The 21,508-nt window shown below is 70.2% G+C and carries 19 protein-coding genes; 8 read left to right on the top strand and 11 right to left on the bottom strand.

The window, feature by feature from the left end; all coding sequences use genetic code 11:
- Positions 1–69 precede the first annotated feature (69 nt).
- Complete coding sequence (locus ACNNMR_RS09915; RefSeq protein ID WP_419994173.1) at positions 70–1,614, bottom strand: recombinase family protein; 1,545 nt, start codon at positions 1,612–1,614, stop codon at positions 70–72.
- Between the two features lie 163 nt (positions 1,615–1,777).
- Here ACNNMR_RS09915 and ACNNMR_RS09920 point away from each other — a divergent pair, with 163 nt between their 5' ends.
- The 3 genes from ACNNMR_RS09920 to ACNNMR_RS09930 all read left to right on the top strand — a co-directional run bounded on the left by ACNNMR_RS09920 (position 1,778) and on the right by ACNNMR_RS09930 (position 4,690).
- Positions 1,778–3,106: a DUF2252 domain-containing protein gene (locus ACNNMR_RS09920; protein WP_419994174.1), complete on the top strand. Its 1,329-nt coding sequence runs from the start codon at positions 1,778–1,780 to the stop codon at positions 3,104–3,106.
- Positions 3,107–3,160: 54 nt separating this feature from the next.
- Positions 3,161–3,829 carry a hypothetical protein gene (locus ACNNMR_RS09925; protein WP_419994175.1) on the top strand — a complete coding sequence of 223 codons (669 nt, stop codon included), beginning with the start codon at positions 3,161–3,163 and terminating at the stop codon, positions 3,827–3,829.
- Between the two features lie 63 nt (positions 3,830–3,892).
- On the top strand, positions 3,893–4,690 hold the full coding sequence (locus tag ACNNMR_RS09930; protein WP_419994176.1) for a thioredoxin domain-containing protein: 798 nt from the start codon (positions 3,893–3,895) through the stop codon (positions 4,688–4,690).
- A 69-nt stretch (positions 4,691–4,759) separates the two neighbouring features.
- Here the strand turns inward: ACNNMR_RS09930 and ileS are convergent, their stop codons facing one another.
- The gene (ileS, locus tag ACNNMR_RS09935) at positions 4,760–7,927 is read right to left on the bottom strand and encodes an isoleucine--tRNA ligase (protein ID WP_419994177.1); all 3,168 of its coding nucleotides are present in this window, start codon (positions 7,925–7,927) and stop codon (positions 4,760–4,762) included.
- A gap of 538 nt (positions 7,928–8,465) precedes the next feature.
- On the opposite strand from ileS, the gene ACNNMR_RS09940 reads away from it, so the two are divergent.
- Genes ACNNMR_RS09940 through ACNNMR_RS09955 form a run of 4 tightly spaced genes read left to right on the top strand, consistent with a single transcriptional unit; the run spans position 8,466 to position 12,438 of the window.
- On the top strand, positions 8,466–9,233 hold the full coding sequence (locus ACNNMR_RS09940; protein ID WP_419994178.1) for a TraR/DksA family transcriptional regulator: 768 nt from the start codon (positions 8,466–8,468) through the stop codon (positions 9,231–9,233).
- Between the two features lie 39 nt (positions 9,234–9,272).
- Positions 9,273–9,854 (top strand): signal peptidase II, encoded by a 582-nt coding sequence (gene lspA, locus ACNNMR_RS09945; RefSeq protein ID WP_420000315.1) that lies wholly within the window; start codon positions 9,273–9,275, stop codon positions 9,852–9,854.
- A 22-nt stretch (positions 9,855–9,876) separates the two neighbouring features.
- Positions 9,877–10,818, top strand: coding sequence for an RluA family pseudouridine synthase (locus ACNNMR_RS09950; protein WP_419994179.1), 942 nt, complete (start codon positions 9,877–9,879; stop codon positions 10,816–10,818).
- A 27-nt stretch (positions 10,819–10,845) separates the two neighbouring features.
- Positions 10,846–12,438 carry a Na+/H+ antiporter gene (locus ACNNMR_RS09955; protein ID WP_419994180.1) on the top strand — a complete coding sequence of 531 codons (1,593 nt, stop codon included), beginning with the start codon at positions 10,846–10,848 and terminating at the stop codon, positions 12,436–12,438.
- Here ACNNMR_RS09955 and ACNNMR_RS09960 read toward each other — a convergent pair.
- Positions 12,400–13,482 carry a mechanosensitive ion channel family protein gene (locus ACNNMR_RS09960; RefSeq protein WP_419994181.1) on the bottom strand — a complete coding sequence of 361 codons (1,083 nt, stop codon included), beginning with the start codon at positions 13,480–13,482 and terminating at the stop codon, positions 12,400–12,402. The genes ACNNMR_RS09955 and ACNNMR_RS09960 overlap by 39 nt on opposite strands.
- A gap of 67 nt (positions 13,483–13,549) precedes the next feature.
- On the opposite strand from ACNNMR_RS09960, the gene ACNNMR_RS09965 reads away from it, so the two are divergent.
- Positions 13,550–14,134, top strand: a complete 585-nt coding sequence (locus tag ACNNMR_RS09965) for a dienelactone hydrolase family protein (protein ID WP_419994182.1) — start codon at positions 13,550–13,552, stop codon at positions 14,132–14,134.
- A gap of 104 nt (positions 14,135–14,238) precedes the next feature.
- On the opposite strand, the gene ACNNMR_RS09970 is transcribed toward ACNNMR_RS09965, so the two are convergent.
- The 8 genes from ACNNMR_RS09970 to murG all read right to left on the bottom strand — a co-directional run bounded on the left by ACNNMR_RS09970 (position 14,239) and on the right by murG (position 21,502).
- Positions 14,239–15,393: a DivIVA domain-containing protein gene (locus ACNNMR_RS09970; protein WP_419994183.1), complete on the bottom strand. Its 1,155-nt coding sequence runs from the start codon at positions 15,391–15,393 to the stop codon at positions 14,239–14,241.
- Between the two features lie 56 nt (positions 15,394–15,449).
- Positions 15,450–15,734 (bottom strand): YggT family protein, encoded by a 285-nt coding sequence (locus ACNNMR_RS09975; protein WP_165238716.1) that lies wholly within the window; start codon positions 15,732–15,734, stop codon positions 15,450–15,452.
- Positions 15,735–15,796: 62 nt separating this feature from the next.
- Positions 15,797–16,453, bottom strand: a complete 657-nt coding sequence (locus ACNNMR_RS09980; protein ID WP_419994184.1) for a cell division protein SepF — start codon at positions 16,451–16,453, stop codon at positions 15,797–15,799.
- Between the two features lie 128 nt (positions 16,454–16,581).
- The gene (locus ACNNMR_RS09985) at positions 16,582–17,310 is read right to left on the bottom strand and encodes a YggS family pyridoxal phosphate-dependent enzyme (protein ID WP_419994185.1); all 729 of its coding nucleotides are present in this window, start codon (positions 17,308–17,310) and stop codon (positions 16,582–16,584) included.
- Positions 17,307–18,044 (bottom strand): peptidoglycan editing factor PgeF, encoded by a 738-nt coding sequence (gene pgeF / locus ACNNMR_RS09990; protein WP_420000316.1) that lies wholly within the window; start codon positions 18,042–18,044, stop codon positions 17,307–17,309. The genes ACNNMR_RS09985 and pgeF overlap by 4 nt, the downstream gene beginning before the upstream one ends.
- Positions 18,045–18,057: 13 nt before the next feature.
- On the bottom strand, positions 18,058–19,311 hold the full coding sequence (ftsZ, locus tag ACNNMR_RS09995; RefSeq protein WP_419994186.1) for a cell division protein FtsZ: 1,254 nt from the start codon (positions 19,309–19,311) through the stop codon (positions 18,058–18,060).
- 250 nt (positions 19,312–19,561) lie between these two features.
- Positions 19,562–20,374 (bottom strand): cell division protein FtsQ/DivIB, encoded by an 813-nt coding sequence (locus ACNNMR_RS10000; RefSeq protein ID WP_419994187.1) that lies wholly within the window; start codon positions 20,372–20,374, stop codon positions 19,562–19,564.
- Between the two features lie 33 nt (positions 20,375–20,407).
- Positions 20,408–21,502 carry an undecaprenyldiphospho-muramoylpentapeptide beta-N-acetylglucosaminyltransferase gene (gene murG, locus ACNNMR_RS10005; protein ID WP_419994188.1) on the bottom strand — a complete coding sequence of 365 codons (1,095 nt, stop codon included), beginning with the start codon at positions 21,500–21,502 and terminating at the stop codon, positions 20,408–20,410.
- Positions 21,503–21,508: the final 6 nt, after the last annotated feature.

Below are 21,508 nucleotides of genomic sequence, written 5' to 3' on the forward strand. Positions count from 1 at the left end.
GTCCAGGGATGCGCCAGAGTCTACGACCCGGGACTGACAATCCGGGCGGCACCTGCCCTCCGACGGGCCTCAAACACGCTCGCTCCCATGGCGCAGACCGATGCCGGCCGCCGACCCGGCCGCCTCGGCATCAAACTGAGCCAGGTCTCCCAGTTCCACCATGCCGCGTTCCTTCGGCGCCACCCTGGCCCGCGGCCGGGGCGGGCGCCCGATCACGGCCTTGACACTGCAGCCCAGGAGGTAGCTTCCCCGCTCCTCGGGAGTCCACCGCGCCCAGGCGACCCACATCGGGCACGACGTCTCCTGCACCTCCCAGCTTCCGGGAACGTGCGGCTGACGCTCGCAATCCGCAAGAGCTCGCGCCGTTGTCTCGTACTCCCGCCGAAACACCGCCACCGCCTCTGGGGTGGCAAAGACACCTGCCCGACGATCGTCGATCAACTCGTCCAGATATCGACGCAGGCGTACGATCTCTCCCCTTAGCTCCACCTCTGCATGGTGGCGATGGTCCACGACGTAAGCGCCCCCCAGCCGCCGCCGCAAATCGCCTTCGAACCACTCCTCGAAATCCTCCGTCTTGATGCTCACCCCGCTGTGGGGTTCCTTCAGGGTGCCCAGGCAGCGCAGCGTTTCAGCACCCGAGGACTCCGAGCGTTTCAGGCTTCCACCGCATACGCCGCACACCACGACCCCGTGCAACCAATACGTCGGCCGGTTCGGAGACCGGGGACGGTAGGTCGCCGCGAAGGCCTCGGCGACACGTGCGAACTCTGCTTCGCTCAGGATCGGCTCCCAGTAGCGAACCGGCCCACTCTCGTCACAGATCACCTTGCCCGTTCGGTGCTCCAGACGATGCCCCAGCAGCGTCACGGACGTCATCACGATCTTGATCGATTTATGGGACCACGACGACGGCACAGGCGTGGCGCTGGACGAGTTGTGCACCCGGGGCGGCGCCACCCCGCGAGCTTGCAGATCCGCAGCAATGCGCGTGGGAGCCTCACCCTCCATGATCCGCTCAGCGAGTTCCCGCACCACTGGGACCGCACTCTCGTCCCGCATGAGGACTTTGCCCTTGCCGTCCTGGTGCGGAATCGCCCGGAGCCCATACGGCACACGTCCCCCCGTCCAGCGCCCTGATTTTCTGAGGTGGTTCTGCGATGAGACCTGACGCTCCCGACACAGCTCACGCTCGAACTGCGCAAACGAGGCAAGCACATGTGCGGCGAACCGACCGTGCGGGGTATGGACGTCCCAGCCGTCCTGGACGGATACCAGTCGCACTCCGGCGGCATCACACATCTCGATGACCGAGGAGAAGTGGACCAGCGACCTGGCGACCCGGTCCGTGCGCCAGACCAGCAGAACGTCGTAGTCCGCCAGGGTCTCGCACAGCCGGGCAAGTCCGGGGCGATCCACCGGATCCACACCTCCGGAAACACCGCCGTCGACGAATACCCGAGTCACCAGCCACCCCTGACGTGCCGCATACGCGCGACAGTCGGCCTCCTGGCGTTCCAGCGCGGTGCTGCTCCCCGTGGTACGCGACAGCCTCGAATAGACCGCCGCACGAAGGACACCACCATCACTCCCTGTGCCCGCTTCATAACTCATGCGCGCAGCGTCGCTTAGGTCGGCACCTTGCGCTGCCGTTCAAAGTACGGTTCGCCCAGAGGGGTGACGTCACAGACACACTCGTCCGGGCACTCCATGGCCTGCCCCACCGTTTTTACCCATGCCAGCCAGTCCGAGCCCACCACCAGGAGACGGTCCCGCAATGGCCAACAGCTTCACGACGGATCGCGCCACACGCGAGGACGAGATCCTCTCGATCTTCGACACCGCCTTCGGCGACCTGCTCTCCAGCGATCCCGCGGCATTCCGGGTCAAGTTCCGCAAGATGGCGGCATCCGCGTTCGCCTTCTACCGCGGCAGCGCCTGCCTCTACTACCACGACCTCGTGCGCGAGCAGAGCCGCTCCTTCCTGGACGAACGCACCTCACGTGTCTGGGTGCACGGCGACCTGCATGCCGAGAACTTCGGCACGTACATGGACGCCAACGGAAAGCTGGTCTTCAACGTCAACGACTTCGACGAAGCCCTCGTGGCCCCCTTCACCTGGGACATCAAGCGCCTCGCCGCCTCCCTGGCCCTGATCGGCTACACCAAGGCGCTCAGCGACGCCCAGATCACCGCCCTGGTCCGTGCCTATGCCGATGCTTACCGCGAGCGCATCCACGCCCTGGCCACCGGCGCCAAGGAGGACGAGGTCCCGCCCTTCACCCTCGACACCGCGAGCGGCCCGCTCCTGGAGGCGCTGCGCGCCGCCCGCGGCAAGACCCGCGTCGACCTGCTCGCCTCCATGACGGAGATCCGCGACTACGAGCGCCGCTTCACTCCCGGCGGCGGTGCGATCGAGCTGGACGCGGCCACCCGCGCGAAGGTCCTCGACGCCTTCGATGGCTACCTGGCCACCCTCCCCGCCGACGAGCACGCCCGCCCCGACGCCCGCCGCGTCAAGGACGTCGTCGGCCGCCGCGGCATCGGAATCGGCTCGGCCGGCCTGCCCTCGTACAACATCCTCCTGGAGGGCCACAGCGACGCCCTCGAGAACGACGTCGTCATTTACATGAAGCGCGGCCAGACCCCGGCCGTCTCCCGGCACATCACCGACCCCGCTATCAGCGGCTACTTCCAGCACGAGGGCCACCGCACGGTGATCTCCCAGCGCGCCCTGCAGGCCGCCTCCGACCCGTGGCTCGGCTGGACCGAGCTGGACGGTGCCGGGCAGCTGGTCGCCGAGGTCTCGCCGTACGCTGTCGACCTGGACTGGTCGGACATCGACGACCCGGCCGAGATCGAGGCGGTCGTCGCCGACCTGGGCCGCGCGACGGCCACGATGCACGCGGCGGCGGATGTGGCGGAGAGCGGCCACTCGCTGGTCCCGTTCTCGACGGAGAAGGCCATCGACGAGGCGATCTCCGCGCACGCGGAGGGCTTCGCCCAGATGCTGGTCGACTTCGCACACGATTACGGGGCGCGGGCGCGCGCGGACCACCAGATCTTCGTCGACCTGTTCCGTAACGGTCGGATCGCGGGTCTCTGATTCCGGCCCACTCTTAGCAACTGCTTATCCCACCCCGTGGCACAATCGGCGCCGATGGACAGCAATCCCGTGGCGATACGAGCACTGCGCGCCGCAGTGTTCACCGCGGTATGCCTGACGCTGTCCGCCGGCGCCCACGTGCTGCTGTCCTCGGCGCCGCTCCCCCTCACCACCGTGGCGCTGCTGTCCGCCGCCGTCTTCTGCATAGCCTTCGCCCTCGCCGGGCGGCGCGAGCGCGGCTTCTGGCCGATAGCCGCGCTCATCGTGCCGCTGGAGCTGGCCGCCGACACGATCTTCACGGTCGGCCAGCACGCCTGTTACGGAAAGGCCGGCGGCCCCGTCGCAGGGCCGCTGCGCGTCATGGGCGTGGACCTGCTCTGCCGCGGCGGCGACTTCGGCACCCCCCTGGCCCGGTACGCGGGCCGCACCGAGGCCTCCGCCCTCGCCGCCTCCCCCTGGCTGCTGCTCGCCGCGCACATCGCGGTGGGCCTGATCGCCGCCGCCTGGCTCCGCCGCGGCGAGGCCGCCCTCGGCCAGCTGCTGCGCGCGGTCGCCGCGGCCGCCTTCCGGCCGCTGCTGCTGGCCGCGGCCGTGGTCGCCGCCGGGCTGACGCCCCGCAAGCACTCCGCGGGCCGCGCCTTCGCCCTCCGCCCGGTACGCACCCCCGTACGGCTCGCCCACTCCGTGGTGCGCCGGGGTCCCCCGTGCCCGCTGCCTGCCTGACCAGCAGCACCGGCACGTACTGACGGACCCCATCTCACCCACATCACACGGAGCAGCAGAACCATGAGCAAGCGCAACAGCCAGGAAGCCAAGCGCGCCGCCCGCGAGCGGCTGCGCGTAGAGCGCGAAAAGCAGGCCAAGAAGGAGCGGGCCCGCCGGCAGCTGATCGTCGGCGGCACCGTCATCGCGGTCATCGCGGCGGGCGTCGGCATCGCCTTCGGCGTATCGAAGATGTCCGGCGACGACGAGGGATCGAGCGACTGGCAGGCTGCCGCCAAGGCGCAGCTCGTCGAGCCCGCCAATGCGGAGGGCGCGAAGGGCACCACCGTCTCCTTCGGCAAGGGCAAGAAGACCGTCGATGTCTACGAGGACATGCGCTGCCCGGCCTGCGCCCAGTTCGAGCAGGCCATCGGTGGCGCGGTGAAGAAGGGCGCCGACGACGGCAAATACACCCTCAAGTACCACCTCGGCTCGATCATCGACGCAAACTTCGGCGGTGACGGCTCCAAGAACGCCGCCAGCGCCCTGGGCGCCGCGCTCAATGTGAGCCCCGAGGCGTTCTCCGAGTACCACGACCTCCTGTACTCGAAGGAGCACCACCCGGAGGAGTCCGACGACAAGTTCGCCGACGACTCCTACCTCCTGGACGTCGCGAAGAACGTCAAGGAGCTCAAGGGCAACACCAAGTTCGAGAACGCCGTCAAGAAGGGCACCTACGACCGCTGGGCCCTTGAGATGATCAAGGACTTCGGCAAGGAGAAGCAGGTCGAGGGCACCCCGACCGTCCTGGTCGACGGCAAGAAGGTCGCGACGGACAAGTTCCCGGCCGAGCTCGCGAAGATGGGCGTCAAGGTCGGCTGACACCGGCAGCAACGCATACGGAAGGGCCCCGGCTCACTGAGCCGGGGCCCTTCCGCGTACCCGAAGCGGTTACGCCTTCCGCAGCCGGAAGGTCAGCGACAGTGACTCGTCCGCGAAAGCCTCGCCGTACGAGCCGTCAGCCTCACCCATCGCGCTGTGCTCATTCAAGAAGGCCGTCGCCAGGACCTCCTCCGCGATCAGCTCCGCGTGCTCGCCCAGCGCCGTGGCCACCTCGTCGTCCGACGACGACCACCGCAGCGCGATCCGGTCCGCCACATCCAGGCCGCTGTTCTTGCGGGCCTCCTGGATCAGCCGGATCGCGTCCCGGGCCAGGCCCGCACGGCGCAGCTCCGGCGTGATCTCCAGGTCCAGCGCCACCGTCGCGCCCGCGTCGGACGCCACCGACCAGCCCTCGCGCGGCGTCTCGGTGATGATGACCTCCTCCGGCGACAGCGACACCGGGCCGTCCTCGAAGCCCTCGACCTCCACCGACGTGGTGCCGCCGTCCCGCAGCTCCGCCGAGAGGCGCGCCGCGTCCGCCGCCGCCACCGCCTTGGCGACCGCCTGCACGCCCTTGCCGAAGCGCTTGCCGAGCGAGCGGAAGTTCGCCTTCGCCGAGGTGTCGACCAGCGAGCCGCCGGTGTGCGCCAGCGGCGCCAGCCCGGCCACGTTCAGCTCCTCGGCGATCTGCCCGCGCAGCTCCTCGTCGAGCTGCTCGAAGCCGAGCACGCCGACCAGCGCCCGCGACAGCGGCTGCCGGGTCTTGACCCCGGACTCCGCCCGCGAGGCGCGGCCCAGCTCGACCAGGCGCCGTACGAGAGCCATCTGCCGGGACAGCTCGGGATCGATCAGCTCCGAGTCCACCGACGGCCACGTCGCCAGGTGCACCGACTCCGGCGCGTCCGGCGTCACCGGCACCACCAGGTCCTGCCACACCCGCTCGGTGATGAACGGCACCAGCGGCGCCATCAGCCGCGTCACCATCTCCACGACCTCGTGCAGCGTCCGCAGCGCGGCCGCGTCGCCCTGCCAGAAGCGGCGGCGGGAGCGGCGCACGTACCAGTTGGAGAGGTCGTCCACGAAGGCGGACAGCAGCTTGCCCGCCCGCTGCGTGTCGTAGTTCTCCATGGCGTCCGTGACGCCCTGCACCAGCGTGCCCAGCTCGCCCAGCAGCCAGCGGTCCAGCACCGGACGATCCGCCGGCGCCGGGTCGGAAGCAGACGGCGCCCACCCCGACGTACGGGCGTACAGCGCCTGGAAGGCGACCGTGTTCCAGTACGTCAGCAGGGTCTTCCGTACGACCTCCTGGATGGTGCCGTGGCCGACGCGCCGCGCCGCCCACGGCGACCCACCGGCCGCCATGAACCACCGGACCGCGTCCGCCCCGTGCTGATCCATCAGCGGGATCGGCTGCAGGATGTTGCCCAGGTGCTTGGACATCTTGCGGCCGTCCTCGGCGAGGATGTGCCCGAGGCAGACCACGTTCTCGTACGAGGACTTGTCGAAGACGAGAGTGCCCACCGCCATCAGCGTGTAGAACCACCCGCGCGTCTGGTCGATCGCCTCGCAGATGAACTGCGCCGGATACGCCCGCTCGAAGAGCTCCTTGTTCTTGTACGGGTAACCCCACTGCGCGAAGGGCATCGAACCCGAGTCGTACCAGGCGTCGATGACCTCAGGGACGCGCACCGCCGTCGCCGAGCACTGCGGGCAGTCGAAGACCACCTCGTCGATGAACGGCCGGTGCGGGTCGAGACCCGACTGGTCGGCCCCGGTCAGCTCGCTCAGCTCCGCCAGCGAACCGACGCAGGTCGTGTGCCCCTCGTCGCAGCGCCAGACGGGCAGCGGGGTGCCCCAGTAGCGGTTGCGGGACAGCGCCCAGTCGACGTTGTTGTTCAGCCAGTCGCCGTAGCGGCCGTGCTTGACCGAGTCCGGGTACCAGTTGGTCCGCTCGTTTTCCCGCAGCAGCTCGTCCTTGATCTGCGTGGTCCTGATGTACCAGGACGGCTGCGCGTAGTAGAGCAGCGCGGTGTGGCAGCGCCAGCAGTGCGGGTAGCTGTGCTCGTACGGGACGTGCCGGAAGAGGCGGCCGCGCTCCTTCAGGTCGGCGACCAGCGCCTCGTCGGCCTTCTTGAAGAACTGCCCGCCGACCAGGCCGAGGCCCTCCTCGAAGGTGCCGTCGGGCCGCACCGGGTTCACCACCGGCAGCCCGTACGCCCGGCAGGTCTTGAGGTCGTCCTCACCGAAGGCGGGCGACTGGTGCACCAGACCCGTGCCGTCCTCGGTCGTCACATACTCGGCGTTGACCACGTAGTGCGCGGGGGCAGAGAACTCGACCAGCTCGAAGGGGCGCTGATACGTCCAGCGCTCCATCTCGCGCCCGGTGAAGGTCTCCCCGGTGGCCGTCCAGCCCTCGCCGAGGGCCTTCTCCAGCAGCGGCTCGGCGACGACCAGCTTCTCGTCGCCGTCCGTCGCCACCACATACGTGACGTCAGGGTGCGCGGCCACCGCGGTGTTGGACACCAGCGTCCACGGCGTCGTCGTCCACACCAGCAGCGCCGCCTCGCCGGCCAGCGGGCCCGAGGTCAGCGGGAAGCGCACGAAGACCGACGGGTCGACCACGGTCTCGTAGCCCTGCGCCAGCTCGTGGTCGGACAGGCCGGTGCCGCAGCGGGGGCACCAGGGGGCGACGCGGTGGTCCTGGACCAGCAGGCCCTTGTCGAAGATCTGCTTCAGCGACCACCACACGGACTCGATGTACTCCGGGTCCATGGTCCGGTAGGCGTTGTCGAGGTCCGTCCAGTAGCCCATCCGGGTCGTCAGCTCGGCGAACGCGTCCGTGTGCCGGGTCACCGACTCGCGGCACCTGGCGTTGAATTCGGCGATGCCGTACGCCTCAATGTCCTGCTTGCCGTTGAAGCCCAGCTCCTTCTCGACGGCGAGCTCGACCGGCAGGCCGTGGCAGTCCCAGCCGGCCTTGCGGGCGACGTGATAGCCGCGCATCGTACGGAAGCGGGGGAAGACGTCCTTGAAGACGCGGGCCTCGATGTGGTGGGCGCCCGGCATGCCGTTGGCGGTGGGCGGGCCCTCGTAGAAGACCCACTCCGGCCGGCCCTCGGTCTGCTCGACGCTCTTGTCGAAGACCTTGGCGTCGCGCCAGAAGTCGAGCACGGCGTGCTCCAGCGCGGGCAGGTCGACCTGGGCGGGGACCTGGCGGTACTGCGTCGTCTTGGCCATCTCGGGCTCTTCCTCCGGCGGATCCGTCGCGCTTCCGTCCGGAGGGACGAGAGCCTGCGGCTCCCGCGGTACCACCCTCCTTGGCGCCGGGCTCCGTGGTGCGGTGCCCGCCGCCCCCTCATTGGGGTCAGCGCTGCCGGGTCTACTCGCCTGTCAGGCTTTCTTCCGGCGGCTCCGGGGTGATCTTCGCGTCGCTGCGGTCCCCGGGCTCCCACCGTCCCCGGGTCGCTCCTGGCCGCTGGACGACGCTACTCGTCCCCATCCATGCCTTTCGCTGCCTGCCAGTGTACGGGCGGCGGCGGGGTGCCGCCGACCGGTTTTCGGCGGCGCACCCGACCTGCGGCCGCCGTAGCCCGGGTGCGCCGTTTGGCGGAGTGCCGCCGTAGGGCCGTCTCAGGCGGATTACGGGGCCGGTGGTGGGGCACAACGGATGGAGACCGATCTGCCATGGCGTGCCCTGTTGCCGCGGCCCATGTGTCGATTTATCGTTCCGGCACGATTCGCGCGCAAGATCACAATATGTGAAGGGGCCGCGGCCATGGTGGCGAAGAAGACCGCGCCGGCAGCGAAAAAGACGGCGAAGAAGACCACACCGGCCGCGAAGAAGGCGCCGGCCACGAAGAAGGCGGCACCGGCGAAGAAGAAGTCGCCGGCCGCCAAGAAGGCAGCACCGGCCAAGAAGGCGGCACCGGCCAAGAAGGCGGCCGGTGCGGAGACCGAGACGGGGACGGGGACAGGGGCGGCGCGGAAGAGCGCGGCGAAGAAGACCGCCGCCAAGAAGACCGCGGCGAAGAAGGCCGCCCCCAAGAAGGAGACGGGAGCTCGACAGGTGGTCGTGAAGAAGACGGCGGCTGCAACAAAAGCCGCGAAGACAGCGGTGCCCGCCTCCCGGACGGCCGCCCCGGCGGCCCCAGGCGAGCTCGCCGTACGCCCGGGGGAAGACCCGTGGACTCCGGCGGAGATCGCCGAGGCCCGGGCCGAGCTGGAGCAGGACAGCGCGGCGCTGCGCAGCGAGATCGCGGCGGCGGAGGAGGCCATTACGGGCCTGATGCGGGACTCGGGCGGCGGTGCCGGCGACGACCAGGCCGACACCGGCACCAAGAACATCGAGCGCGAGCACAGCCTCGCCCTGGCCGCGGGCGCCCGCGAGCGCCTCGCGCAGACCGAGGACGCGCTGGCCCGGATCGACGCGGGCACGTACGGCCTCTGCGAGAACTGCGGCAACCCCATCGGCAAGGCGCGGATGCAGGCCTTCCCGCGGGCGACGCTGTGTGTGGAGTGCAAGCAGAAGCAGGAACGGCGGTAGCGGCGGCCCGGGGTCGGTGCCGTACCCTCTGACGCAGTTCTGTGCAGCGGAGGGACCACACAAGTGACTGAGGCGGAACAGGTCGGCGGCGAGTCCGCGGAGGCCGCTGACGCGGCGGAAAGCGCGGCGCGGGGGAAGCGCAAGATCGCCGTGCTGCTGGGGGTGGCGGCCGTCGTCTACGCCCTCGATCTGATCACCAAGCTCATCGTGGTCTCGCAGCTGGAGCCGGAGCACAAGACCATCGATGTGGTCGGCGACCTGCTGAAGTTCCAGGTGGTGCGCAATGCCGGCGCCGCCTTCGGGATCGGCGAGTCGATGACGATCGTCTTCACGCTGATCGCGCTCATCGTGATCGTGGTGATCGCCCGCCTGGCCCGCAAGCTCTACAGCCTGCCCTGGGCGATCGCGCTCGGCCTGCTGCTCGGCGGCCCGCTCGGCAATCTCACCGACCGCATCTTCCGCTCCCCCGGCTTCCTGCAGGGCCATGTCGTCGACTTCATCGCCCCGAAGCACTTCGCCGTCTTCAACCTCGCCGACTCGGCCATCGTCTGCGGCGGCATCCTGATCGTGATCCTGTCCTTCCGCGGCCTCGACCCGGACGGCACGGTGCACCGCGACTGAGACTGTCGCCCATAATCGACGGGTGAGCACCATTCCGGAGATCCGCACCCTGCCCGTACCCGACGGCCTTGAAGGCGAGCGGCTCGATGCCGCCCTGGCCCGCATGTTCGGGTTCTCCCGTACGAAGGCCGCCGAGCTGGCCGCCGGCGGCAAGGTGCGTATCGACGGCGCCGAGGCCATGAAGTCCGACCGGGTCACGGCCGGGGCCTGGCTCGAGGTCGAGATGCCCGCGCCGCCGCGGCCCGTCGAGGTCGTCGCCGAGCCGGTGCCGGGCATGACGATCGTGTACGACGACGACCACATCGTGGTCGTCGACAAGCCCGTCGGTGTGGCCGCCCACCCCAGCCCCGGCTGGACCGGGACCACCGTGGTCGGCGGGCTCGCCGCCGCCGGCTACCGGGTCTCCACCTCCGGTGCCGCCGAGCGGAAGGGCATCGTGCACCGGCTGGACGTGGGCACCTCCGGGCTGATGGTGGTGGCGAAGTCCGAGCTGGCGTACACGCTGCTGAAGCAGCAGTTCCGGGAGCGGACCGTCGACAAGCGCTACCACGCGCTGGTGCAGGGCCACCCGGACCCGCTGAGCGGCACCATCGACGCGCCGATCGGGCGGCATCCCGTACACGACTACAAGTGGGCCGTGACCGCCGACGGCAAGGACTCCGTCACCCACTACGACCTCATCGAGGCCTTCCGGGCCGCCAGCCTGCTCGACATCAAGCTGGAGACGGGGCGCACGCACCAGATCCGGGTCCATATGTCGACCGTGAAGCACCCGTGCGTCGGCGATCTGACGTACGGCGCCGACCCCACGCTCGCCAAGCGGCTGAAGCTGACCCGGCAGTGGCTGCACGCGGTGCGGCTGGGGTTTGAGCACCCGGAAGATGGTCGTTGGGTAGAGTTTGAGTCGGTTTATCCTGATGATCTGCAGTTCGCGCTCGACACCGTGCAGGCCGACAGCGCCTGAACACCCGGCGAGGAGGTCCGCACCACCATGGGCCAGCTCGCACTGCTCTTCGTCCTGCTGCTCGGCGCCATCGCCACCGTGCCGCTCGGCAACAAGCTGGGGCTGCCCGCACCCGTGCTGATGACGATCGCCGGCGCCGGGCTCGCGATGATCAAGTGGGTGCCGAACGTCGAGTTCCCGCCCGACTACATCCTGCCGCTGGTGCTGCCGCCGCTGCTGTACGCGGCGGTGCAGCGCACCTCGTGGCGGCAGTTCACGGCGAACATGCGGCCGATCCTGCTGCTCGCCGTGGCGCTGGTATTCGTCACCACGGCCGCCGTCGCGGCCGTCGCGAACGCCGTCGTCCCCGGGCTGCCGCTGGCCGCCGCGGTCGCGCTGGGCGCCCTCGTAGCGCCTCCTGACCCGGTCGCGGCGACGGCGGTGGCCGGGAAGCTGGGGCTGCCGCGGCGCATGGTGTCGATCCTGGAGGGCGAGGGGCTCTTCAACGACGTCACCGCGATCGTGCTGTACCACGTGGCCATCGGGGCCGCGATCAGCGGCACCTTCTCCGTACCCGATGCGGCCGGCGAGCTGGTGCTGTCCGCGGTCGTCGCGGTGGTCGTGGGGGTCGGCCTCGCGTGGGCGGCGGGCAAATACCTGGACCGGCTCGACGACTCCACGCTGCAGATCGGCCTCACCCTGCTGCTGCCGTTCATGTCGTATCTGATCGCCGAGGAGCTCCAGGGCTCCGGCGTGCTCGCGGTGCTGGCCACCGCGCTCTATCTGAGTGAGTACGCCACCGACGCCGACGATGTCTTCGGGCGGCTGGCCGGGCAGACGTTCTGGGAGATCGTCGAAATGCTGGTCACCGGCGTCGCCTTCGGCCTGATCGGCCTGGAGCTGCACAACGTCTTCGGCACCGCCGACGGCCGCTGGGGCGCCATGCTCGGCGCCGCCGCCGCGGTGATCGGCGTGATCGCGCTGGTACGGCTGCTGTGGCTGCTGCCCGCCGCCTGGGTGGCGCGCCGGCTGCACTCGCACCGCGACACCGACGAGGACATCCCGCTGACCTGGCGGGAGACCATCGTCATGTGGTGGTCGGGGATGCGCGGCGTCGCCACCGTGGCGCTGGCGCTCGCGGTGCCGCTGTCGATCCACGACGGCAAGGACTTCCCGGCCCGCGAGTGGATCCTCTTCATCGCCTTCGCCGTGGTGCTCTTCACGCTGGTGGTGCAGGGCCTGACGCTGCCGTGGCTGGTGCAGAAGCTCGGGGTGAGCGCGGACAGTGCCGCCGAGCACGACCTGGAGCGGCAGCTGGCGATCCGCGCCACCAAGGCCGCCAAGCGCCGGCTGAAGGAGATCCAGCAGGTCGAGGAGCTCCCCGACGAGGTCGCGCAGCGCCTCGTCAGCCGGATCCACGAGCTCGGGGTGCGCATCTCCCCCGAGATCCTGGACGACGAGCGGCGGGCCGCCGCCAAGGACCGCATGAAGCGGGCGAAGCACATGCAGTCCATCCAGGCCGAGATGATGTCCGCCGCCCGGCACGAGGTGCTCTCCGCCCGCAGCGAGCCCGGCACCGACCCGGAGGTCGTGGACCGGGTGCTACGGCAGCTCGACGTGCGCAGCCTCGGGCGGATCTGACTGGGGCGGCGCCATGGTGATGCGGGGCAGCGCGTACGGGTGCTTCTCCGTCAGCCAGCCGATCAGCTGCTCGCGGACGTAGCAGCGCACTCCCCAGACCGCGTCCGCGTCCGCGGCGGTCACCAGGGCCCGTACCTCTATGGTCGACGGGCTGGTGTCGGTGACCAGCAGATTCCAGGCGCGGCCGTCCCAGTCGGGGCAGTCCTGCAGCACCTCGTGCAGCTTCTCGCGCATCGCCGCGACCGGCGTGGAGTGGTCGAGCTGGAAGAAGACCGTGCCGGTCATCTCGGCGCCGCCGCGGGACCAGTTCTCGAAGGGCCGGGAGGTGAAGTACGAGACGGGCACGGTGAACCGGCGCTCGTCCCAGGTCTTCACGGTGAGGAAGGTCAGCGTGATCTCCTCGACCGTGCCCCACTCCCCCTCGACGACGACCGTGTCCCCGATCCGTACGAGATCCCCGAAGGCGATCTGCAGCCCGGCGAAGAGATTGCCGAGCGTGGACTGGGCGGCGACACCGGCGATGATGCCGATGATGCCCGCGGAGGCCAGCATCGAGGTGCCGACGGTGCGCATGGCGGGGAAGGTCAGCAGCATCGAGGCCACCGCCACCACGATGATGACGAAGGTCACCACCCGCTGGATGAGCGTCAGCTGCGTCCGCACCCGCCGGCGGCGGCTCGCGTCGCGGGCCTTGGCGGCGTAGCGCGTGTAGGAGAGCTCGACGATCACCGTGACGACGCGGGTGAGCAGCCAGCCGACGCCGGCCATCAGAACGAGCGTGAGGCCGCGGTCGATGGCCGAGACCTGGTCGTTCTCCAGGCCGCCCTCAAGGTCCGTCTGGCCGTGCAGGCCGAGCAACAGCCCCGTCAGCACCACCAGCTGCAGCGGCACCCGGCAGCGCCGCAGCAGCCCCCACAGCGGCGTCTCGGGGTGCGCGGCGTCCGCGCGGCGGAGCAGATAGTCGGCGACCGCTCCTATGGCCGCGGTGAGGGCCAGTGAGCCGCCGAGCACGATGACCGGGCGCAGCACTTCCTCGGTGGACAAGATGCCTCTCCTCGTACGGGGGTGCGTGCAGACCGTTCCCTAAGACCGTAACTGGCAGGATGGCGGCATGACAGTTCTGCTCTTCCACTCGGCATTCGGCCTGCGCCCGGCGGTGCACGCGGCCGCCGATCTGCTGCGGTCCACCGGCCACGAGGTGATTGTCCCCGACCTGTTCGACGGCCGGACGCCGGACACGATGGAGGAGGGGCAGAAGCTGCGCGACGAGATCGGCAAGGACGAGCTGCTGCGCCGCGCGGTGGTCGCCTCGGCGCCGTACTCGGAGCGCGGGATCGTCTACGCCGGGCTGTCCATGGGCGCCGCGCTGGCGCAGAACGTCGCCCTGGGCGATGCGAGGGCGCGCGGGCTGCTGCTTCTGCATGGCACGTCGGATATCGCGGATGACACGGTCGCCGCGTCCGGCGAGCTGCCGGTGCAGCTGCATGTGGCGGACCCGGACCCGTTCGAGACCCATGACTGGCTGAACGCCTGGTACTTGCGGATGCAGCGGGCGGGCGCGGAGGTGGAGGTCTACCGCTACCCGGGCGCCGGGCACCTCTTCACGGACCCGGAGCTGGATGACTACGACCCGGAGGCGGCGGAGTCGATGTGGCCGGTGGCGACGGCCTTCGTGGACGAGGTCGCGGCGGGCTGAGCGCCCGTAACCACGACAAAGGCCCGGGCCCCGAGGAGAACGGTTTCTCCCCGGGGCCCGGGCCTTGCCTTTTGCCGACTACTACGCGGCGTAAGCCGCCGTTGTCAGTTGTCGTCCTCGTCGATGAGGAAGCCGCGCATCGGGGACGGCGGCTGCTGCATCGGCGCCGGACCCTGCGGACGCACCGGCGCCATCGGCTGGGTCATGGCCGGCGACATCTGCTGCTGGCCGCCGTACGACGGCTGACCGCCGCGCTGCGGCTGCGGCTGCTGCATCTGCTGCTGGCCGCCCATGCTGTGGTGACCCGAGGGGCCGCCACCATGGCCGACCGGAGCGCCTGCCGAGGCCATCGACGGCTGCGGCGGCTGCGGCTGGGAAGCCGGCAGCGACGCGGTCGCCGGGGTCCGCGGCGGGGCGAGCGAGTCGTCGGCCTGGTTCTCCAGCTGGCGCAGCTGGGACTCCAGGTAGGACTTCAGGCGGGTGCGGTACTCGCGCTCGAAGCCGCGCAGGTCCTCGACCTTGCGCTCCAGCGTGGCGCGCGCGGACTCCAGGGAGCCCATCGCCACGCGGTGCTTCTCCTGCGCGTCCCGCTCCAGCGCGTCGGCCTTGGCGCGGGCGTCCCGCTCCAGGCCCTCGGCGCGCGAACGCGCCTCGCCGACGATCTTGTTGGCCTCGGAACGGGCCTCCGCGATCGCCTGGTCAGCGGTCTGTTGGGCGAGGGACAGCACGCGCGCGGCGCTGTCGCCGCCCGGGCCCTGACCCTGCTGCGGCAGGTGCGGGCCACCAGGACCGGGGCCCATCGGACCACCCTGGCCCATCGGACCGCCGGGCGGCGCCATCGGCGCACCCTGGCCCATGGTGCCGGGGCCCTGCGGGCCGCCCTGCGGCGGGCCCTGCATGGGGCCGGGACCCTGCGGGCCCTGGCCGCCGGGACCGGCAGGCAGCTGGGGTGCGCCGGGACGGCCCTGCGGCGGGCCCATCTGCTGCGGCGGCACCGGCTGCGGGCCCGATATGGCGGCGGGCACGGGGCCGCCGGGGCGTCCGTCCTGCGGCTCGGGCTTGCGCATGCCCTGGTTCTGGGCGGCGGCACGGGTGGCCGCGGCCAGCTTGGCGCGCAGGTCCTCGTTCTCACGGAGCAGACGCGTCAGCTCCGCCTCGACCTCGTCGAGAAAGGCATCGACCTCGTCTTCGTCGTAGCCCTCTCGGAGACGGACGGTTGTGAACTGCTTGTTCCGCACGTCCTCAGGAGTCAGCGGCATCTCTTCACCTCAACGTAGTCGTCGGCATATCGGCAGACCGTATCGTTCACCATCGATCACAGCCCGCTCACGACGGAGATCAGGATGTAGACGATGATCATCAGTACGAAGAAGGACAGGTCTAGCGCTACGCCGCCAAGACGCAGCGGCGGGATGAACCGCCGCAGGAGCTTGAGCGGCGGATCGGTGACCGTGTAGGCGCCCTCCAACAGCACCACCATGGCCTTCCCGGGCTGCCACGACCGGGCGAACATGAACACATAGTCCATGACGAGCCGGAAGATCAGCACGAACAGGAAGCACAACAGCGCGACGTGGATCACGTCTAGAGCGATACCCATCTCGCCGCGTCCCTCTCCCCTTCGTTGCGGGCCGTTGCCGGCCGCTGCTACCGGTGGTGCGTCTAGCTTTGGTTGAAGAACCCACCTTCAGCGATGCGGGCCTTGTCCTCAGCCGTTACATCGACGTTAGCAGGCGACAGGAGGAAAACCTTCTGGGTCACCCGCTCGATGCTTCCGTGCAGGCCGAAGACCAGACCGGCCGCGAAGTCGACAAGTCGCTTGGCGTCCGTATCGTCCATCTCGGTCAGATTCATGATCACCGGAGTGCCCTCGCGGAAGTGTTCCCCGATGGTACGGGCCTCGTTGTAGGTGCGGGGGTGGAGCGTGGTGATCCGGTACGGCTCCCGATCCGATACGACCTTGGGCATGATCACGGGAGCGCTCTTCTCCAGATTCTGACGTTCAGGTGTGATGGAAGACACGGGCGCGATGCGGTTGCTGCGCCCTCCTTCGGGAAGGATGCCCGAGCTTCGGCCGCTCTCAACGGCTACGGGCGGACGCTCTTGTCGCGGCGCCGGAGCGGGTACCATACGCGCCGCCGGCTCCTCCACGGGGGCCTGACCGCGGCTGTGGTGCGGCTGGCCGCCCTCATGACCCCTGCGGCGATCAGGCTCGGGCTCCGGCTCGAACTCGTCATCGGGGTCGTATCCCGCGCCGTCGTATCCATCGTCCTCCACGAGGCCGAGGTAGACCGCCATCTTGCGCATTGCGCCGGCCATTCTCTGCGTCCTCCGCTCTGTGGTGGATCTGCCCGCCACCGGAAACTCTGATTGCTCAACTACGCAGTCTGTCCAATTTCGCCCGGAATAACCATATTTCCAAGCGCAGTCCGACTTGCTTCGCGACGTTACCGGAGGCGAGGCCGGACTCCGAGTACCGCGCTGCCGACGCGCACATGTGTCGCCCCCGCAGCAACGGCTTCCTCGAGGTCCCCGCTCATACCTGCCGAGACCATGCTCGCACCAGGATGCGCCGCGCGCAGGCCGGATGAGATTTCCACCAGCCGCCGAAACGCCTGCTGTTGGCGTCCCGCGTACGGCCCGGACAAAGGTGCGACGGTCATCAGCCCGTCGAGCCTGAGGCCGTCCGCGGCCGCCACCGCGTCCGCGAGCTCCGCCACCCCTTCCGGAGCGACTCCCCCGCGTCCGGCGGCCTCCTCGGCCGTCATGCCCTCCTTGTCGAGCGCGACCTGGAGCAGGACCCCCAACTCGCGCTCCTCGCGGGCCGCACCGGCCGCGAGCGAAGTGACAAGGCGCACCCGGTCCACGGAGTGCACATAGTCGGCGTAGGCGGCCACATGCCGCGCCTTGTTGGTCTGCAGCTGCCCGACGAAATGCCAGGTCAGGCCGGCATCCGCGCATTCGGCAGCCTTAGGCGCCGCCTCCTGGTCGCGGTTCTCCCCGACGTGCGTCACGCCCAGTTCCGCGAGAAGTCTCACGTCGCTCGCCGGGTAGGTCTTGGTGATGACGATCAGCGTGACCTCGTCGCGGTCCCGCCCCGCCGCCTTGCAGGCGGCCGCGATGCGCTCCTCCACGCGGGCGAGGTTGGCGGCGAGTTCGTCCTTGCGGTCGCTCACGCGGCACCCAGCCACACATAGCTCGCCAGCCGGCCCGTGGCCTTCTCCCTGCGGTACGAGAAGTGGTCCACGGACTCCAGGGTGCATACGGATGAGGCTGTGACGCTGCTCACACCCGCGGCTGCCAGTTGGGCCCGTACCCCCGCGGCGACGTCGATGGCGGGCGTCCCCCAGCTCGTGGTGGCCGCCGACTCCGGGAGTTGCGCGGCCGCTTCGGCGCGCATGTCCTCGGGGACCTCGTAGCAGCGCCCGCAGACGGACGGGCCCAGGTGCGCGACCATCCGCGCCGGCTCGGCGCCCAGCTCGCGCATCGCCGCCACGGTCGCCTCCGCGACCCCGGCGAGCATCCCGGGCCGGCCCGCGTGGGCGGCGCCGGCGACGCCCGCGACCGGGTCGGCGAGGAGCACGGGGGTGCAGTCGGCGGTGAGTACGGCGAGGGCGAGGCCGCGGCGGGCGGTCACGATGCCGTCCACCGGCGGCCGGTCCTCGCCCCACGGCCGGTCGACGACGGCGACGTCCCGGCCGTGCACCTGGCGCATCCACACCACGTCGCCCGGGTCGAGGCCCAGGCTCTTCGCGGCGAGTTCGCGGTTGTCCCGTACGGCGGCGGGGTCGTCGCCGACCAGGTCGCCCAGGTTCAGTTCGGCATACGGAGCGGCGCTCACGCCGCCCCACCGGTCGGTGGTCGCGAAGTGAACGCCGCTCACGGGCTGTTCTCGATGTATCACGCGCAGCTTGCTTCTTCCCTTAGTCCTTCAGGAAGTCCGGCACGTCCAGCTCCTCCGGCTGGCTGTCGCTGCCGTACGACGGGCGCTGGTGCGGGGTCGTCGGGGTCGGCGCCGTGACCGGCTCGGGGGCCGGGTCCGGGGTCGTCGACGCCGTGGGCAGCGGGTCCGGCTCGGTGGCGGGGCTGCCGAGGCCCGGGAACGACGTGGCCGGCTCCGGCGTCGGGCGGCCGGCCGGCTGGTCCGTGGCCGCGGAGCCGGAGCCCGCCGGGGCGCCTTCCCGCTCGCCGTACGAGCCGAGGGCCTTGTCGCGGTTCTTCGACGGCAGCTGGCCGCCGTCGAAGCCGGCCGCGATGACGGTGACCCGCACCTCGTCGCCCAGCGCGTCGTCGATGACCGCACCGAAGATGATGTTCGCCTCGGGGTGCGCGGCCTCGCTCACCAGCTGCGCGGCCTCGTTGATCTCGAAGAGACCGAGGTCCGAGCCGCCGGAGATGGAGAGCAGCACGCCGCGGGCGCCGTCGATGGACGCCTCCAGCAGCGGCGACGAGATCGCCATCTCGGCCGCCGCCACCGCGCGGTCGTCACCGCGCGCCGAGCCGATGCCCATGAGCGCGGATCCGGCCTCGGACATGACCGACTTGACGTCGGCGAAGTCGAGGTTGATCAGGCCCGGGGTGGTGATCAGGTCGGTGATGCCCTGCACACCGGAGAGCAGCACCTGGTCCGCCGAGCGGAAGGCGTCGAGGACGCTCACCTGGCGGTCGGAGATGGACAGCAGCCGGTCGTTCGGGATCACGATCAGGGTGTCGACCTCGTCGCGCAGCTGCGCGATGCCGTCCTCGGCCTGGTTGGCCCGGCGGCGCCCCTCGAACGTGAACGGGCGGGTGACCACGCCGATGGTCAGCGCGCCCAGCGAGCGCGCGATGTTGGCGACGACGGGAGCGCCACCGGTGCCGGTGCCGCCGCCCTCGCCCGCGGTGACGAAGACCATGTCGGCCCCCTTGAGGACCTCCTCGATCTCCTCGCGGTGGTCCTCTGCGGCCTTGCGGCCGACATCCGGGTTTGCGCCGGCGCCGAGGCCCCGGGTCAATTCACGGCCGACGTCGAGCTTGACGTCGGCGTCGCTCATCAGGAGCGCCTGCGCATCGGTGTTGATCGCGATGAACTCGACGCCCTTGAGACCGACCTCGATCATCCGGTTGATGGCGTTCACGCCACCGCCGCCGATGCCGACGACCTTGATGACTGCGAGGTAGTTCTGCGGTGCTGCCACGTCGAAGGCCTCTCGCCTCGAGTTACGTTGCCGGTGGGTCGGCCCGTTCGCCTTCGCCGACCCGAACCCTAAGCGTGAAGTTTAGGGTTACTGGTGTGTCTGGTCCCCGGACTCTTGGAACGAGACACTAAGTCGACAAGCCGTGCGCGTTCAATGAACACGCCGAACCTCCCGAGTTTCTTTTTCACCCTATGTGATCAGGCTTTGCTCTGCCCAATCCGGGCTTGATCTGGGGAGATAAGCGTCAACTCTACGATGCCGCAGGGGCGCTTGGAGCGCTTACGTCGAAGTGGTCCGCGCCTTTGGCCGCTTTCATTAGCGCCGTGAGGACCCGCGCCTTCGCCTTGCCCCGCTCCGCACTCCCCCACAGGACCGTGCGGTCGTCGGCGAGTTGAAGAGTGATCGAGTCATATGACGTGACCTTGATCGTACGAGTCGCGTGCCGCAGCGTCACGGGAAGTTGACCGGCCACCTTGATCGCCTCGGCGCGCAGCCGCTCCGCGTCGAAGCGCTTCAGGCTCGGCGAGTTGTCCGCCGCCACCTCCAGTACGGGCACCTTCCGCGGCGGCCGCACCACGGTGGCGTACCGCACCCCCTCCGCGTCCACCTCCGTATAGCGCCCGTCGCCCCCGTGCAGCAACACCGCGGGCGTCCGCTCGGTCACCACCAGCTTGACGGTGTGCGGCCAGGACCGCTGCACATCCACCGACTTAATGCGCGGCAGCTCCTTGCGCAGCCGCGCCGCCACCCCGTCCGTGTCCACGGACGCCAGCGGCCCGCCGGTGCCGACCGCCGCCGCGCCGACGACCTCGTCGGCCGTGAGCACGCGGGTGCCGCTCGCCTGCACCCGCTCCACCCGCAGCCAGTTGGACCCGTACAGCGCCCAGCCGGCGAAGCCGCCGAGGAGCGCGGCGAGGACGAGCGCCACCACCGCGAGCCGCTTGTTGGCCAGCCGCCGCCAGGCGGGGCGGGCGCCGGAGCCGCCGCCGCGCGGGCGGCGTCCGGACGGGGGTGAGGCGCTGCCGCGCCGCTCGTCGCGCTTAGCGGTCGTCGCTCCGGCCACTCGCCTCGCCCCGTCCGTGTCGTCAGACCCTCGCTACGCCGCCTGCCTGGCGGCGATCGCCTCGTACACCATGCCGACCAGCAGCTCGTCGGCGTCCCGGCGGCCGAACTCGGCCGCCTTGCGCGCCATGTCCATCAGCCGCTGCCCGTCGCTGAGCACCGGCAGCACGTTCTGCTGCACCCACTCCGGGGTGAGCTGCGCGTCGTCGACCAGCAGCCCGCCGCCGGCGTTGATCACCGGCTGCGCGTTGAGCCGCTGCTCGCCATTGCCGATCGGCAGCGGCACATACGCCGCCGGCAGCCCGACCGCGGTGAGCTCCGCGACGGTCATCGCGCCCGCGCGGCAGAGCATCATGTCGGCCGCGGCGTACGCGAGGTCCATCCGGTCCACATACGGTACCGGGATATAGGGCGGCATTCCGGGCATGTTGTCGATCGGCGGCAGTTCGTTCTTCGGGCCGACCACATGCAGGATCTGCACGCCCGCGCGCTGGAGGTACGGCGCGACCTGCTGCACGACCTCGTTCAGCCGGCGGGCGCCCTGCGAGCCGCCCGACACCAGCAGGGTCGGGAAGGACGGGTTGAGGCCGAAGTGCTGCTGCGCCTCCGGGCGGACCGCGGCTCGGTCCAGGATGGCGATGTTGGCGCGCAGCGGAATGCCGACATAGCGCGCGTTGCGCAGCTTGCTGTCGGGGGTCGAGACCGCGACGAAGTTGGTGTAGCGCGTGCCGATCTTGTTGGCCAGACCGGGGCGCGCGTTGGCCTCGTGCACCACGATGGGCACTCCTGCGCGCTTGGCGGCCAGATAGCCGGGCAGCGACACATAGCCGCCGAAGCCGACCAGGCAGTCCGCCTTCGTACGCTCCAGGACCTCCTGGGCCGCCTTGATCGTGCCGCGCAGCCGGCCCGGGACCGTCAGCAGCTCCGGGGTGGGCTTGCGCGGCAGCGGGACCGCCGGGATCAGGGCGAGTTCATAGCCGCGCTCCGGCACCAGCCTGGTCTCGAGCCCCCGCTCCGTACCGAGCGCCGTGATGCCCGTGGTCGGGTCCTGCCTGCGCAGGGCGTCCGCAAGGGCGAGCGCGGGCTCGATGTGGCCGGCGGTCCCCCCGCCGGCGAGTACGACATGCACCGAATT

Source organism: Streptomyces boninensis, assembly GCF_048572725.1.
GTDB lineage: Bacteria > Actinomycetota > Actinomycetes > Streptomycetales > Streptomycetaceae > Streptomyces > Streptomyces boninensis.

Coding starts and splice junctions, on each gene's coding strand:
- ACNNMR_RS09915 (WP_419994173.1), bottom strand. CDS start 1,614: ATGAGTTATGAAGCGGGCACAGGGAGTGATGGTGGTGTCCTTCGTGCG.
- ACNNMR_RS09920 (WP_419994174.1), top strand. CDS start 1,778: ATGGCCAACAGCTTCACGACGGATCGCGCCACACGCGAGGACGAGATC.
- ACNNMR_RS09925 (WP_419994175.1), top strand. CDS start 3,161: ATGGACAGCAATCCCGTGGCGATACGAGCACTGCGCGCCGCAGTGTTC.
- ACNNMR_RS09930 (WP_419994176.1), top strand. CDS start 3,893: ATGAGCAAGCGCAACAGCCAGGAAGCCAAGCGCGCCGCCCGCGAGCGG.
- ileS (WP_419994177.1), bottom strand. CDS start 7,927: ATGGCCAAGACGACGCAGTACCGCCAGGTCCCCGCCCAGGTCGACCTG.
- ACNNMR_RS09940 (WP_419994178.1), top strand. CDS start 8,466: ATGGTGGCGAAGAAGACCGCGCCGGCAGCGAAAAAGACGGCGAAGAAG.
- ACNNMR_RS09955 (WP_419994180.1), top strand. CDS start 10,846: ATGGGCCAGCTCGCACTGCTCTTCGTCCTGCTGCTCGGCGCCATCGCC.
- ACNNMR_RS09965 (WP_419994182.1), top strand. CDS start 13,550: ATGACAGTTCTGCTCTTCCACTCGGCATTCGGCCTGCGCCCGGCGGTG.
- ACNNMR_RS09970 (WP_419994183.1), bottom strand. CDS start 15,393: ATGCCGCTGACTCCTGAGGACGTGCGGAACAAGCAGTTCACAACCGTC.
- ACNNMR_RS09975 (WP_165238716.1), bottom strand. CDS start 15,734: ATGGGTATCGCTCTAGACGTGATCCACGTCGCGCTGTTGTGCTTCCTG.
- ACNNMR_RS09980 (WP_419994184.1), bottom strand. CDS start 16,453: ATGGCCGGCGCAATGCGCAAGATGGCGGTCTACCTCGGCCTCGTGGAG.